The organism is Staphylococcus sp. GDB9P120P (assembly GCF_017893435.1).
In the GTDB taxonomy this organism is placed as follows: domain Bacteria; phylum Bacillota; class Bacilli; order Staphylococcales; family Staphylococcaceae; genus Staphylococcus; species Staphylococcus cohnii.
The window spans coordinates 57,548-71,838 of record NZ_JAESNB010000008.1 but is presented as its reverse complement, the minus strand read 5'-3'; the positions used below and the strand labels follow the sequence as shown (position 1 = coordinate 71,838).

Here is a 14,291-nt window from a genome sequence, read left to right as displayed (position 1 = left end):
GGAGATGCATTTTTATTTTAGTATAGATATTAACTACCTATTACTATTTTGAGTCTAACTTGTCATTTTGTAACTATAATTATTCCCTATAATTTTAAGATAGATTTAAGACTAGATTGTATAGTAGATGATTTTTCGTTTATTTCCGCTTTAAAACAATTTAAAAGTTCTTCCCTTTGATCTTTTAAATCCTCATTGAAATGTATAATTACTGTACGTTCGTCATTAACGGGTCTTTCTTTAATAATCCATGCTTTCTCAACTAAATCGTTATATGTTCTTGTACGTTTATATGATTTAATTTTCACATAATTATCCATTTCTTTAAGCGTCATTGATCCTTCTTCCCAAAGTGTTAAAAGAATTAATATTTCTTCTTTTGACATTTTATATTGTTTCTGTACTTTTCCAAAGATATCTTCAATATCTTTAAGTACATGTTCCAATCTAAGGACACTATCTACCATATCAGCAATTGTCTTCCCCATAGAAATATCCCCCAATCATAATATAAAGTTAAACATGTAAAATTAATTTACCAAAAAATCATTCAAAGCAAAATTTATTCATATCAGAATAAATTTTGATATTTTCAATAAAATTAATCTTATATACAGTTTAAAATTAAATTATGAATTATGCAATTAGTTGTTTGATTTTATTTTGCATATCTTTCAAAATTATGGCAGAATTTTCAAACTTTTCACTTTCTTCACTATTTAATTGCGTTTCATATACTTTAATTGCGCCATTTCTATTAATTAATGTTGGAACTCCAATATAAATATCATTTTGATTATACTCACCTTCTAAGTAACTTGAAACAGGTAATACTACATTTTGGTTTTTTAAAATAGCTTGTGTTATACGAACTAAGCCCATTGCTATACCATAATACGTTGCACCTTTTGATTGGATAATATCATATGCAGCATCTCTTGTGTTAGTAAATATTTCATCTATTCTATGTTGTTTATCAGGGTTATCTTTCAATGCATGGTATATTGGTTGACCAGCAATATTAGCTTGTGACCATACTGCTAATTCAGAATCGCCATGTTCACCAATAATTTGTGCGTCCACACTCCAAGGTGACACACCAAATTCTTGTGCTAGTTCAAATTTAAATCGTGCAGTATCTAGTATCGTACCAGATCCAATAACTTGTGATTTCGGTAAGCCTGAAACTTTTTGTGTTACATATGATAATACATCTACTGGATTAGTTGCTATAAGAAAAATACCATTAAATCCTGTGTTCATAATTTTTGTGACAATGTCTTTAAATATTTTTGTGTTTTTTTCTACTAAATCTAATCTAGTTTCACCTGGCTTTTGCGCAGCTCCTGCAGTAATAACAATTAAATCAGCATTACCACAATCTTCATAATTACCAGCTTTTACTTTAACAGGTGAATCACCATATGGTGCACTATGATTTAAATCTGCAACATCGCCTTTAACTTTCGCTTCATCTAAATCAATAATTACTAATTCATCAGCTAAGCCTTGTGCAACTAATGCAAATGCATAACTTGATCCAACTGCTCCATCACCTATTAAAACTACTTTATTCCCTTTTTCAAATTTCATGTTAAATCGCTCCTTTTATTTCAAAGTAAATATTTCTAAAATTTAATGTGATTTTTTTCACAATATAAATATAACAATTATTATTTTAAAAATCAATGTTTATTGTGATTTTTTTCACATTATTTCTTAATAATAAAAAGAGTGTGAATAAAATCAACGTTAGATCACATTTATACACTCTTTTTATAAGCAATTATTTAGTCATAATTTGAATAAATTAGATTTAAGTTAACTTACTTGTTTCCATAAAATGATATTCATCATTTATTAAACGAATTATGACGGTTCATTTTCATCATGTACAATAAAACCAATGTTACTGGCACTATTATTAAGAAATGCTAGAATATAGCGCATTACTTCATCTCTTTCAGGTTCATTATGTATTTCATGATTTAATCCTTTCCAGGCTTTAAAATACAGTTCTTCTGTTGCAATTTTTTCTTTAATTAAATACATCGTAGAAACATCTGAAACTTTATCTTCAAGTCCATACATTAATAATAAAGGAAGTGGTTTAATATCTTTTAAATGTGTAACGGTCTCTTTCATGATTTCTATGACTTGTTTATACCAATGATAAGTAACTTTCTGCAGCATCAGTTGATCCTCTTTTGCTTCTTCAATAACTTCTTCATTTCGTGTTAAATCTTCAATCGTAATACCTATTTTAAACCTTGTATCTTTTGTTAATTTCCCGACATTCGATACAATTTTATCTTTTCTAGTTTTATTACTTTTCTTAAATTCTAACAATGGAGAAATCAACATTATTCCTTCAATAGGCACATCCACTTTTTCAAGTAAATTTAAAATGATAAGCCCACCAAGGCCCACACCTAAAACATAAGTCGGCAGTTTATACTCATTAGCTATTCTAATCCACTCAAGGACATGCTCATGATATACTTCAAAGTTTGATATTTGTCCTTTATTCGCACGCGTCGTTTGACCTTGACCAGGCAAATCACCCATGATTACATGATAACCATTTCTACGTAGCATTGTTATAACATATGCATACCTACCTGTATGTTCGAGCATGTTATGGGCAATTACAATGACGCCCTTTGCTTCATTTTCTGTTTCCCATTTCCACATATTCCATACTTCCCCTTCTACAATAATTTCAATAACTACATTGTATCAAAATATGATGTACTTTTTCCATTTTTAACGTATAAATCTTACCGTTATATGTTACTTCAACTTTATCATTAAATGTCGTATCTAAAGCGTGAGTCAATGTTATCGTGTAGTATATAATATTTAGTGTAATAAATTTTATTGTAAACGATTTCATTAATATTCGATTCATGCTACACTATTATTGAAAGAACAGCTATTAGCAGAATGGGAGGAATTAATATGCCAATTGTGAAAAATTTTTTTATAGGATTATCTAACAATCCTTTTTTAAATAAAACAGCTAAGGAAATAGGACCTATGTTCGGCGCTAGAAAAGTAGTCGCAGGGAATACTATTCCAGAATTAGTTGACACAATTGAACGTTTAAATAACAAAGGAATTACTGTCACAGTAGATTGTCTAGGTGAATTTGTTTTAAATGAAGGTGAAGCAATACAATCAAAAGATCAAATATTAGAAGTGATGTATGCTATCTACAATCATAATTTAGATGGTCACATGTCTATTAAAATCAGCCAATTAGGTTCTGAATTTGACCTTGATCTTGCTTATCGCAATTTACGTGAAATATTACTTAAAGCTAACGAATTTGGTAATATGCATATTAATATAGACACTGAAAAATATGATAGCTTATTTGATATTACTCAAGTTTTAGACCGATTAAAAGGCGAATTTAAAAATGTGGGAACTGTTATACAAGGATATTTATATAAAGCAGATGCACTCGTTGATAAATATCCAGAATTACGATTACGTATGGTTAAAGGTGCATACAAAGAAAATGAAAACATCGCTTATCAAACTAAAGAAGAAATTGACGATAATTACATACGCTTAATTAAAAAGCGACTGTTAAATGCGAAAAATGTCACTTCTATTGCTACACATGATGATGCTATCATCACACATATTAAACAATTCATTAAAGACAACAATATTGAAAAGGATAGCTATGAATTTCAAATGTTATATGGTTTCCGCTCAGAATTAGCAGAATCATTAGCGCGAGAAGGCAACCATTTCTGTATCTATGTGCCATATGGTGATGATTGGTTTAGTTATTTTATGAGAAGATTAGCAGAGCGTCCTCAAAATTTAAATCTGATGTTTTTAGAACTTATGAAACCTGAAGTGTTGAAAAAAGCTGGGATAGTAGTTGGAGCATTATCAACTATTGGAGCAATTAGTGGATTGTTATACAAAAAATTTAAAAACTAACAAATTTTCAAATTAAAAAGTATGTAATTAAAATCGTTTTAAACATTATTTTAGATTAATGAAATGTAACACCAAGACTGTGAATAAAAGATTACAAACACGTACTAAGTAAATCTTATCCACAGAAATGCATATAAGAACAAAAACATAAAATATTAAGCTAAAAGAGAGCTCACCCGTAGAGGTAAGCTCTCTTATTTTGAGCATAAATAATTATATTTCATACTACGTCATATTTTTAAAATTTTAAATTGTACTATTTCTATAACTACTGCAAACATTAAATTTCTTTCAATAAATTCGCCATTTCTATAGCACTTACCGCTGCTTCAGAACCTTTGTTGCCTGCTTTTGTACCTGCACGTTCTACAGCTTGCTCGATATTCTCAGTAGTTAAAATTCCAAAAATAACTGGTGTATCCGAAACATCATTCGCTTTTGAAACACCCTTTGCAACTTCATTACATACATAATCATAATGTGACGTTGAACCTCTTATCACACATCCTAAAGTAATTACTGCATCATAATCACTTTTTTGAGCTAATTTTTTAGCTACTAATGGAATTTCAAAAGCACCAGGAACATATGCAACATCAATATTTTCTGCTGGTACTTCATGTCTAACTAAGGTATCTTTAGCACCGTCTAACAAACGATTCGTAATGAAATCGTTAAATCTACTTACTACAATCGCTACTTTTAAATCTGATCCTATTAATTTACCTTCAAAATTCATGTTTTTTCCTCCTATATTAAATGACCCATTTTCTCTTTTTTTGTTTGCATATACGCTTGGTTATATTGATTTGTAGGTATCACTAATTCAATTCTTTTAGCGATATCAATACCGTAATTTTCTAAACTTCCAAATTTTTTAGGATTATTACTTAATAAATTTACACGTTTGATACCTAAATATTTTAAAATTTCTGCAGCATATCGATACTCTCTTAAGTCTTCATCAAAACCGAGCGCAATATTTGCTGTAACAGTATCATAACCTTGTTCTATCAATTCATAGGCTCTTAATTTATTAATTAAGCCGATTCCTCTGCCTTCTTGTGGCAAATAAAGGATAACGCCTCCATGTTCATTAATATATTCCATAGATGCAGCAAGCTGTTCACCGCAATCACATCTTTGACTATGGAATATATCTCCAGTTAAACAAGCAGAATGTATGCGTACATTCTCTGTTTCATTAATTTCACCATTCGCGATTGCTACAATTTCCTCGTTATCATTCGTTCTAAAACCATACATGTCAAAATCGCCAAATTCAGTAGGCATCTTTATTTTCGCTTTAGCTTCAATAGACGAAACAGATTGCTTTCTATATTTTTCTAAATCTTCGATAGATATCATTACCAAATTATGTTTACTTTTAAATGCTTCTAAATCGTCACCTTTTGCCATTGTGCCATCATCATTCATTATTTCACAAATGAGTGCCGCAGGTTTTGCGCCAGTTAGATTAGCTAAGTCGACAGAGGCTTCAGTATGACCACGTCTAGCCAACACACCATCATCTTGAGCTATTAATGGAAATAGATGGCCTGGCTTATTAAAATCTTCTGCTGTTGTACTATCATCGATTAACGCCTTCGCAGTGAGCATTCTTTCATCAGCACTGATACCTGTTGTTGTTTTAACATGATCGATACTTACAGTAAATTGAGTACCATAAACATCTGAATTATGATTAACCATTGAATGAAGTTCTAAATCTTCAGCTATTTTTTTACTAATAGGCGCACAAATTAACCCTCTACCATATTTAGCCATAAAATTAACTGTATTATCATACATCCATTCTGTAACTGCTACTAAATCGCCTTCATTTTCTCTATTTTCATCATCTACTACAATGATACTTTTACCTTCTTTAAGTGATTCAAGTGCTAATTCTATACTATCTAATTGCATTTTACCCCTCCTAGAATCCAAAAGCGCTTAGTTTTTCTAAACTTAAACCTTTTTCGCTATTGCCAACTATTTTTTCCACATATTTAAACAACATGTCTGTCTCAATATGTACAGGATCACCCACACGTTTTTGATTTAAAATAGTTGATCTTCTTGTTTCTGGTATAAGATGAATATCAAATTCTGTATCTCTTAATTGAAACACTGTCAAACTTACGCCATCTACAGTAATTGAACCTTGTTGTACCATTTGATTTATAATAGAAGTAGATGGTTTAATAGTTACAATTTTAGAATTATCTGAGTTTTGTATTTTAGTGATTCTAGCTACTTCATCTGTGTGGCCGAGTACAAAATGGCCACCAAATCTTCCCGTACCACTCATTGCTCGTTCTAAATTTACCTCAGTAGCTTGATTTAATTGATTCAGATAGGTTTTATTCTCAGTGCCTTTAATTACTTGGACTGAAAATGACTGATTATCAAATTGTATTACAGTTAAACATACACCGTTTACACTAATAGAATCACCAATATGCATGTCAGATAAAATTGTCTTACAATCAATTGTTAAATTAACAACGGATTGTTGTGTTGCAACTTTTTTTATAGTGCCTATTTCTTCGACAATACCAGTAAACATAGTTATTCACTTCTTTCGCAATTCTAATTTAATATTTTGCTCAAGCATTTTGGAATTTACAATTTCAAATTGAGGTACGCCTGATAAATTAAAGACATTTTCTGTTTTGAAAAATTGATAATCACCAGAACCACCTATTATTTTCGGGGCATAATATAAGATGAGTTCATTCGTATAGTTAGATTGAAGAAATTCTGAAGTAATCGTAGGGCCTGCTTCAACCAAAGCACTTCCAATCCCATATTGATATAACTGTTTTAAAATATTTTCAATCGTGCAATTCGAACAATATATAATTTCTATATTTGTATCTTCACTTTTTAAATTTTTATTTTCTGTAAAAATCCATATTGGTGTCACCGGTTGTTTAAATATGTCTAAGGTAAAATCTACCTGGCCAGATTTTGAAAGTATCACACGTATCGGTTGCTTACCTTCTTCAATCCTTGTAGTATATTGCGGATTGTCTGCATTTAAAGTACCAGTACCAGTGATAACTGCATCATGTTTATGTCTGAGCATAAATACATCTTGTTTAACAGTTTTGTTAGTAATCCATTTACTTTCACCATGATCAGTAGCTTGTTTACCATCTAAACTACAAGAAACTTTTACAGTAACTTCAGGGACGCCTTGTCGTTTAGTAATAAAAAAGTCTTTATACAATGCTTCAGCCTCTGGCTTATGATGAAACTCAACTTTTATTCCAGCATTGTGCAAAATATCGTCACCTTTAGTCGATAATGTCGTATCTTTAACAGCATAAACAACTTTTGAAATACCAAATTCAATAATTTTGTTTACACATGGTGGTGTTGAACCATAATGTGAGCAAGGTTCTAAAGATATATAAATTGTTGCTCCATTTGCAGCTTCTTTAGCCATATCTAAAGCTTGCACTTCAGCATGTTTATCACCTTTTCGTAAATGTGCACCGATGCCAACGATTCTACCTTGATTTACTACAACTGCACCTACTGGCGGATTTACACCTGTCTGGCCATCAACCATTTGTGCCAATTGGATTGCATAGTTTAAATATTGACTCATATAATCACCTCTTAATAATAAAAAAACACCTGAAATTGATTTCAGGTGTGGGATGTATTTAGATATAACATAAATTACTTAAATTTGAATACACTTCTCCAATTTTCAGAAAAATGTATGTTAAATAAACACTAAAAAAGTGCTTTTTTTGTTATACTTCATTCTTTCTCCCATCCAGACTATACTGTCGGCTCTAGAATTTCACTAGATCAGCCACACTTGTCAAAAACAAATGCAGGTCGCAGGCTTAATTTACTGCCGGTTGGGAATTTCACCCTGCCCCGAAAGAATATTTATGAAATTGTAATTGATGATTGAGTCAAAGTAACTTTATGAAAGTTACATCGTTATCGTACTATATATTTATACAAAAAACAATTCATATTATCTAAGTCGGCTTTATTTATAAACAACCACTTTCTTATATCCTTTGATTAGCAATGCTTATAAGCAATTTTTACAAAACCATTTTTAAAATATATTTTTCCAAATGATTTCCTAAATAATTAACCGTTAAAACAATTTAAATGATTTCGTTTTTAGTTTGAATTATAAAAATAACCGCTTATCCAGCTATATAAAATCGATAGTCTTACTTCATAATGTATGCATATTTATATTCACTTAAAAACATATTTCACTTACGGCTTAATTATGTAAGCAATGTTCGTTTGAATGCTACACTACAAAATTAATCATGCTTAGTGTTTAATAATTTTTCTACTACACTAACGGCTTGTTTTACTATCATCATAACGCCGTTACGTGATTGGTTAATCCCATTTGTAACTTGGCCTAAAGCAAACATGTTCTGTAAAGTACCGTAACGCGGACTTATAATTTGATTTGTTTCTGGAATGATTTGAATACCACCAAGTGGGTGTGCTTGGACAACTTGTCTATTTTCTAAATTTAGAATTAGTTGATCATCTTGATCTAAATCTGATAAATGTGATTTTGAACCAGTAGCATTAATAACAATATCAAATTTATCGATCGCTTTAAAATCATCCTCATATTTAAAACAAAACTGCTGTCCGTCATGTTTTACATCTTCCAACCCTTTTTTGATTTCAATTTGCCCATTTTCAATATGGTCGATAATTAGTTTTGCTGTACGTGGGGGCATTGGATTTGAATTTTCTTTCAATATAGATTGGTATTTTTCTAAAAATATCTTCTGATCCTGTCTACTGAAACTATTCCAAATCCAATTAAGATTTTCTTTTGTTAATTCTAAAATACTTTGAAATTTCCCTAGCTCATCGGCATGTTGTAAATCATATGTTAAATCTAAAATTGGATCACCTTGTCTTCTGTGGACTAATTTCTCTACTGGAATATCATAATATTCACAGTCCTTTTTAAATAATGCTAATGCTTCCTCCAAAGGTACATTCCCAAAATATTCTTTTTTGATTTCATTAAAATTTTCTGGTGTAAGATATTTAAATTGAATTTCTGGCATATCTCCCCTAACACTAGGTAAATGACCTTTACGACTCGTCACAGTAATAGGTAAATTTGGATGATGTGCCGTTACAAATCGAATTACATCTAAACTTGCTAGTCCTGTTCCAATGATAGCAATTCTATCAGTACTATCAACCTCATTTAATGTGTCATATGTTGGGTAAGGTGTTTTTATGTAACCTGGTGTTCCTTTTAAATGATATGGGTCATGATAAGACATCGTACCAATCGTTAAAAATACGATATCATAACGTCGGCGTTTCTCTAGATTTTCAGAAGTACAAACAACATATTTAACATGCGTATCACCAATATTAGATTCTATAAAGACTTCCAAAACCTCTTCTTTGATCATATGAATATTATTATAGCGATTATGATAAGTTTCCAAATAGTCTTTCATATAATGTCCAAAAATAAATCTAGGTAGATACTCTGGGTTAGAAAATTTAAATATGGATTGTTCTTGATACCATTCATAAAATTCCCGTTCATTATTCAAATTTAAGGACATTTGACTTGCGGGCAAATTGATTAATAATTGGTCGCTGTCATTTTGAAACGGCACGCCTTGTCCCATATTTTTAGGATTATCATAAACGTCTACTTCCATTTGTTTGAATTCCTTATATTTTACCAATTCTTTCAACAAACTAACACCTGCAGTGCCCATACCAATGATAGCTAAACGCATTTCACTCATCCTTACTTTAATTAATTTATACTTAGTATATCAAGTATCGAATTAATATTACATATTAATGGATTATGCCACCATTATACAAAATTAATAAATATGTTAATATAAAAATGTTGTATCAAAAAATATTTCTAAAACATATAAGGGGTTAAAATATGAAATTTTTTAAAAGAATAATCTATTTATTGATTGCAAGTTCACTTTTATTAGCAAGTTGTGATTTACCTGGTTTAGGTGGCGGTCAATCTAAAAACTCAGTTAAAATTTCTGCTTTAGCTACGAGTGAATCTCAAATCATGGCTTATATGCTCAAAGATTTAATTGAACATGATACAAAAGGGAAAACTACTGGCTCCATTATTAACAATTTAGGTTCAGCTACAATTCAGCATAATGCATTGCTCCGTGGAGATGCTGATATATCAAGCACTCGCTATACTGGCACTGATTTGGTTGGAGCTTTAGAACAACAACCCATTACAGATACTAAAAAAGCAATGTCTGTTACTCAAAAATTATTTAACCAAAAATTTAACCAAACGTTTTTCGACTCTTATGGATTTGAAAATACTTTTGCTTTTATGGTTACTAAAGAAACCGCAAAAAAATATGATTTACATACTGTTTCAGATTTAAAAAAAGTAAAAGACAAAGTTAGAGTTGGTACGGATACTACATGGATTAAGCGAGGCGGCGATGGTTATGCACCATTCCGTGAACATTATGGGTTTGGATTTAATGATTTAAAACCTATGCAAATTGGACTTGTTTATGACGCATTAAAAAATAACAAACTTGATGTTGCACTTGGTTACACAACAGATGGAAGAATTGCAGCATATGATTTAGTTGTACTTAAAGATGATAAAAACTTTTTCCCACCATATGATGCTAGCGCCGTTGCACCAAATGAATTACTACAAAAAAATCCACAAATTAAAAAATCCATTGCTAAGTTAAATGGTAAAATTAGTACTGAACAAATGCAAAAGCTCAACTATGAAGCAGATGGAGAGGGTAAAGAACCAGCAATTGTAGCCAAAAGATTTTTAGAAAAACATAATTATTTCGAAGATGAAAACTAAATTTAAACATTGCTTTTTATGTGATATTAATCAATTAATGTTACTATAGTTACATAGTTAAGGAAGTGATTAAATGAAATTCATTTTAAAAGTCATATTATCGACGATCTTACTTTTTATATTATTTGGACAGAAAAACAAAGCTAAATAATGTTAAGTACTCTAGTGGTCTATGTCCTCAATGAATAATGCATTCACATTGTGTGTAAGTATACTTATATATTTTTAAAATATTACTACGCTATTAATCCAATATCTAAATCAATAATTAAAGCATTCAAAAAGGACTAATCCATTTTTCAACGGATTAGTCCTTCATTTGTTTGAATAACAAAATTAATCTTTAATTATTCTTTTTTATGTTTATTGTCATCTTTATATACAAAATATTTATAATATTTACCTTCTGTTTTCATATCTTTATAAAAGTTTGACATTAGACTTGCGTTACTTTCAGCCCATTTAATATCTGTAGCATATTGATGTTCACCAGGATTTTTAGGATTCCAGCGCATGCTATATAATGTGTTCTGATCTTTATTTGATAAAAAATGTTCATGTATAAAATTAGCGCCACCAGTAATTGCTTTTTCTGGCGTATCCCAACCGTGTTTTTTAGCATATTCGGCACCGGTTTTCACTGGATCTTCATCTAGTGCGCCAACTCCAAAAAAGTTATAATATTTCTTACCATCAATTTCAACACCACTAGATAACTCACTTTTAGCTGAGCCTGTTTCAAGTAATGCATGTGATATTAAGTATACTTCGTTTACATGCTTTTCTTTCGCTGCTTTTATGAAATCATCTGAATGTTCTAATAATATTGGATTATCAATTAACATTCTTTTTATTCTATTTTCATCAATACCTTGATATTTATCTAATTCTAAAAATTGGTATTTTTGCGTATCACTTTCGATAAATTCTTTACTATCCATCGCTGCTTTAATCTCTGTTGAAGATGCATCTCTCCACGAATCATTATTTTTATTTGAAATTTGTTGGCTAGTATAATTATCGATTTGTTTTTTTGATGCTTTATTTAAAGAAATATTGAGCTGTTCTACTTTTTCTTGTTGATTAACTTTTTTAAAAAAGATTTGATCTGAAATCATTGAAAATACAACGATAACAGCTATCACTAACACTACCAATAAGCCAATAATCGATAGTATTGAGCCTTTCTTATGCTTCGTCATGTCCACACCTCATAGGTAATAATAAGAATATTAAGTTCTCTATTTATACAAATATATTATAAGAGACTATCTAAATTTAAATTCTAACACTAAATAGTTTAACGTACAATTTAATATGTTTGTTGTTACATATTCATAAAAAAAGTAATGAAATTTTAATTTCATTACTCTTGACTTTTATTATATTCCATCATTACAAAGCTTACTGCTTGAGATCTGTTTTTATAATAATAACGATTTAAATCAATTGTTCCTTCAATTTCACCATCACGGTACATCATTTCTTTTGTTAGATTATTTATCATAACAAAATCTGATTTATCTTTAATCATATCTAAATCATCATGTCTTGCAAAAAAATGTTCTAAATTTAAATGTGCGTAATCCATATAAACCTCCTGATTTGTTGTCCGAAGATAATACTAAAACTCTAAAGTGTTATATCTTTAAGTTGAATACGCGTTGATGTTATAAAACTTAAATTTTATCTATCTTATTAACTCTATTTAACACCTATTATCATTATTTAGCAAATGAAAATTACTATAATTTAAAATAAAATGATTTCATCCGGAAATCAAAGTTATATATATAACATTGGAGCTACAGCATGTCTTTCGAACAAACTTATTTTCAATTCAAACATATTATTTTTGTGTTATTAAAAAAATACCGTATTGAATATAATCGAGAAGAATATACTCAATTACTCACTATCAAAATGTGGGAATTAACACAGAAATATTCACCACATCATTCTACAACGCTACAACAATTTCTATTCTTTCGTTTAAATTTCTATTTGATTGATTTGTTTCGCAGTCAAAAACAAACAGAAATCACAATACATTCTCAATATTTAATAGAACAGCAAATTAATGTGATTGATCATAGTAATTATCAACTCATGTATGAACAGTTTTTACAACTATTAACTACTAACGAAAAAAACTGGATTAGATTAAAATTGCTTGGTTATAAACAATTTGAGATTGCTTCGATGTTAAACTGCTCTATTTCTACAATAAAAAATTATCGAAAAAAGGTTCAAGTAAAATACATTAAATATTACGGACTAAATCAAAAATAGGAGTTGGAAAATGACACAGTTTACAAAATTATTATACTTAAAATCAGTTGCTGGAAATGAAATCATAACAATAGGACAATATACCACACATCAATTTCACTATCCTACTTCAATAATGCCTACAATTACTTATCTACTTGAAACCTATGGCTTATCTCTTTCTTATCAAACAAAACAGGCTAAACAAATTTTAAAAATAAGAAAGATGGTCCCCATATTTATTACTCCACAAATCACTTTGTTTCCTCTTAAAGCGAGGCGTGCGCCCTTGCAATACTACATTAATGCAAATGCGATTGTTGGCATTAAATCAAATAATGATCAAACAACGATTTATTTTGAAAATGCTACATTCATCATCGTTGATGCTCCCTACACTTTTGTATATAAAAAATGGCAAGAAAGTATTACACTTTCTCACCTTTTAATTTAACGCATCATAATGCCCTATTGTGTTTATATTCTAATAGTTTTTTCGTAAAATAACCTGTTACTACCTTAATTAAATACAGACTAATTATCAATAATAATACTGCACCAATAAGTGTCAATATAACTATAACACTAGATAAATCAACTTCTGGTTTAATAAAAAATTGGACTGATGACAAACTTGTCAATAAAGCAAATAAGAATAATCCTAATAAAATAATATATGTAAATAAAATACTAATTAATAACATGAAGAAATACGTTGATGACACTACTTTTTCTTCAAAGATATAATTTTTCAAAAATTGATTGGAAAACGCAATCGGTCGATTGAGTTCTTCTTCATGGTGTTTATCCAAGACATTTGTTAATACTTGGTCTAGTTGATGTTTTTCTTTTTTATTTAAAAACCATAAATGCTTTTTAACTTTCTGTTTAAAAATATTTGCCTTCATTAAAGTTTCTCCTTAAATGTATAACACTTATACTATCATTATAAAGGATAAGTTATTTATCTCATGGTTTCAATGAAATTATAAAATTTTTTTAATCAAATTACATTTTCTTAATCTAAGTGGACTATCCAATAATTTTTGTTTCCATTGTGACCAGAAAACTCAATTAACTCAAATCAACTCAACAATGTATTATTTAATACAACTTTTCTGTGCACTCATCGTCATTATTTCAACAACCGGACTTTAAATTTTACAGTGTGTCAGCA

15 protein-coding genes and 1 riboswitch are annotated in these 14,291 nt (G+C 29.7%); of the genes, 4 read left to right on the top strand and 11 right to left on the bottom strand.

What is annotated here, in order from left to right; genetic code table 11:
- Nucleotides 1-86 precede the first annotated feature (86 nt).
- From KA856_RS05610 to KA856_RS05600, 3 genes are all read right to left on the bottom strand, one after another.
- Entirely contained in the window at nucleotides 87-488 is a 402-nt protein-coding gene (locus tag KA856_RS05610) for a transcriptional regulator, SarA/Rot family (RefSeq protein ID WP_019467834.1), read from the bottom strand.
- A gap of 148 nt (nucleotides 489-636) precedes the next feature.
- Entirely contained in the window at nucleotides 637-1,593 is a 957-nt protein-coding gene (locus KA856_RS05605; protein WP_107384743.1) for an L-lactate dehydrogenase, read from the bottom strand.
- Between the two features lie 276 nt (nucleotides 1,594-1,869).
- Nucleotides 1,870-2,694 carry an alpha/beta fold hydrolase gene (locus KA856_RS05600; RefSeq protein WP_107505253.1) on the bottom strand — a complete coding sequence of 275 codons (825 nt, stop codon included), beginning with the start codon at nucleotides 2,692-2,694 and terminating at the stop codon, nucleotides 1,870-1,872.
- Nucleotides 2,695-2,961: 267 nt separating this feature from the next.
- Between KA856_RS05600 and KA856_RS05595 the strand changes: the two genes are divergently transcribed.
- Nucleotides 2,962-3,963: a proline dehydrogenase family protein gene (locus KA856_RS05595; protein ID WP_107505254.1), complete on the top strand. Its 1,002-nt coding sequence runs from the start codon at nucleotides 2,962-2,964 to the stop codon at nucleotides 3,961-3,963.
- Between the two features lie 280 nt (nucleotides 3,964-4,243).
- Here the strand turns inward: KA856_RS05595 and ribH are convergent, their stop codons facing one another.
- From ribH to KA856_RS05570, 5 genes are all read right to left on the bottom strand, one after another.
- Nucleotides 4,244-4,702: a 6,7-dimethyl-8-ribityllumazine synthase gene (ribH, locus tag KA856_RS05590; protein WP_107384746.1), complete on the bottom strand. Its 459-nt coding sequence runs from the start codon at nucleotides 4,700-4,702 to the stop codon at nucleotides 4,244-4,246.
- 11 nt (nucleotides 4,703-4,713) lie between these two features.
- Nucleotides 4,714-5,892 (bottom strand): 3,4-dihydroxy-2-butanone-4-phosphate synthase, encoded by a 1,179-nt coding sequence (ribB, locus tag KA856_RS05585; RefSeq protein WP_107384747.1) that lies wholly within the window; start codon nucleotides 5,890-5,892, stop codon nucleotides 4,714-4,716.
- A 10-nt stretch (nucleotides 5,893-5,902) separates the two neighbouring features.
- A complete protein-coding gene (ribE, locus tag KA856_RS05580; RefSeq protein ID WP_107384748.1) occupies nucleotides 5,903-6,535 on the bottom strand; it encodes a riboflavin synthase in 633 nt (210 codons plus the stop codon).
- A 6-nt stretch (nucleotides 6,536-6,541) separates the two neighbouring features.
- Nucleotides 6,542-7,585, bottom strand: coding sequence for a bifunctional diaminohydroxyphosphoribosylaminopyrimidine deaminase/5-amino-6-(5-phosphoribosylamino)uracil reductase RibD (ribD, locus tag KA856_RS05575; protein ID WP_119535995.1), 1,044 nt, complete (start codon nucleotides 7,583-7,585; stop codon nucleotides 6,542-6,544).
- Nucleotides 7,586-7,743: 158 nt separating this feature from the next.
- Nucleotides 7,744-7,878, bottom strand: a riboswitch (FMN riboswitch).
- Nucleotides 7,879-8,276: 398 nt separating this feature from the next.
- The gene (locus tag KA856_RS05570) at nucleotides 8,277-9,752 is read right to left on the bottom strand and encodes an FAD/NAD(P)-binding protein (protein ID WP_107384750.1); all 1,476 of its coding nucleotides are present in this window, start codon (nucleotides 9,750-9,752) and stop codon (nucleotides 8,277-8,279) included.
- A gap of 161 nt (nucleotides 9,753-9,913) precedes the next feature.
- Here KA856_RS05570 and KA856_RS05565 point away from each other — a divergent pair, with 161 nt between their 5' ends.
- Nucleotides 9,914-10,843, top strand: coding sequence for an osmoprotectant ABC transporter substrate-binding protein (locus KA856_RS05565; RefSeq protein ID WP_107384751.1), 930 nt, complete (start codon nucleotides 9,914-9,916; stop codon nucleotides 10,841-10,843).
- Nucleotides 10,844-11,190: 347 nt separating this feature from the next.
- On the opposite strand, the gene sagB is transcribed toward KA856_RS05565, so the two are convergent.
- Together sagB and KA856_RS05555 are read right to left on the bottom strand one after the other, a co-directional pair.
- Nucleotides 11,191-12,045 (bottom strand): peptidoglycan release complex glucosaminidase SagB, encoded by an 855-nt coding sequence (sagB, locus tag KA856_RS05560; RefSeq protein ID WP_019468075.1) that lies wholly within the window; start codon nucleotides 12,043-12,045, stop codon nucleotides 11,191-11,193.
- A gap of 164 nt (nucleotides 12,046-12,209) precedes the next feature.
- Nucleotides 12,210-12,434 (bottom strand): hypothetical protein, encoded by a 225-nt coding sequence (locus tag KA856_RS05555; protein WP_019468074.1) that lies wholly within the window; start codon nucleotides 12,432-12,434, stop codon nucleotides 12,210-12,212.
- Nucleotides 12,435-12,655: 221 nt separating this feature from the next.
- On the opposite strand from KA856_RS05555, the gene KA856_RS05550 reads away from it, so the two are divergent.
- Both KA856_RS05550 and KA856_RS05545 read left to right on the top strand, forming a co-directional pair.
- Nucleotides 12,656-13,135, top strand: a complete 480-nt coding sequence (locus KA856_RS05550) for a sigma-70 RNA polymerase sigma factor region 4 domain-containing protein (protein ID WP_119536041.1) — start codon at nucleotides 12,656-12,658, stop codon at nucleotides 13,133-13,135.
- A gap of 10 nt (nucleotides 13,136-13,145) precedes the next feature.
- Nucleotides 13,146-13,568: a competence protein ComK gene (locus KA856_RS05545; protein ID WP_107505405.1), complete on the top strand. Its 423-nt coding sequence runs from the start codon at nucleotides 13,146-13,148 to the stop codon at nucleotides 13,566-13,568.
- Between the two features lie 4 nt (nucleotides 13,569-13,572).
- Here KA856_RS05545 and KA856_RS05540 read toward each other — a convergent pair whose 3' ends face one another.
- Nucleotides 13,573-14,022 (bottom strand): hypothetical protein, encoded by a 450-nt coding sequence (locus KA856_RS05540; protein WP_107384754.1) that lies wholly within the window; start codon nucleotides 14,020-14,022, stop codon nucleotides 13,573-13,575.
- Nucleotides 14,023-14,291 lie beyond the last annotated feature (269 nt).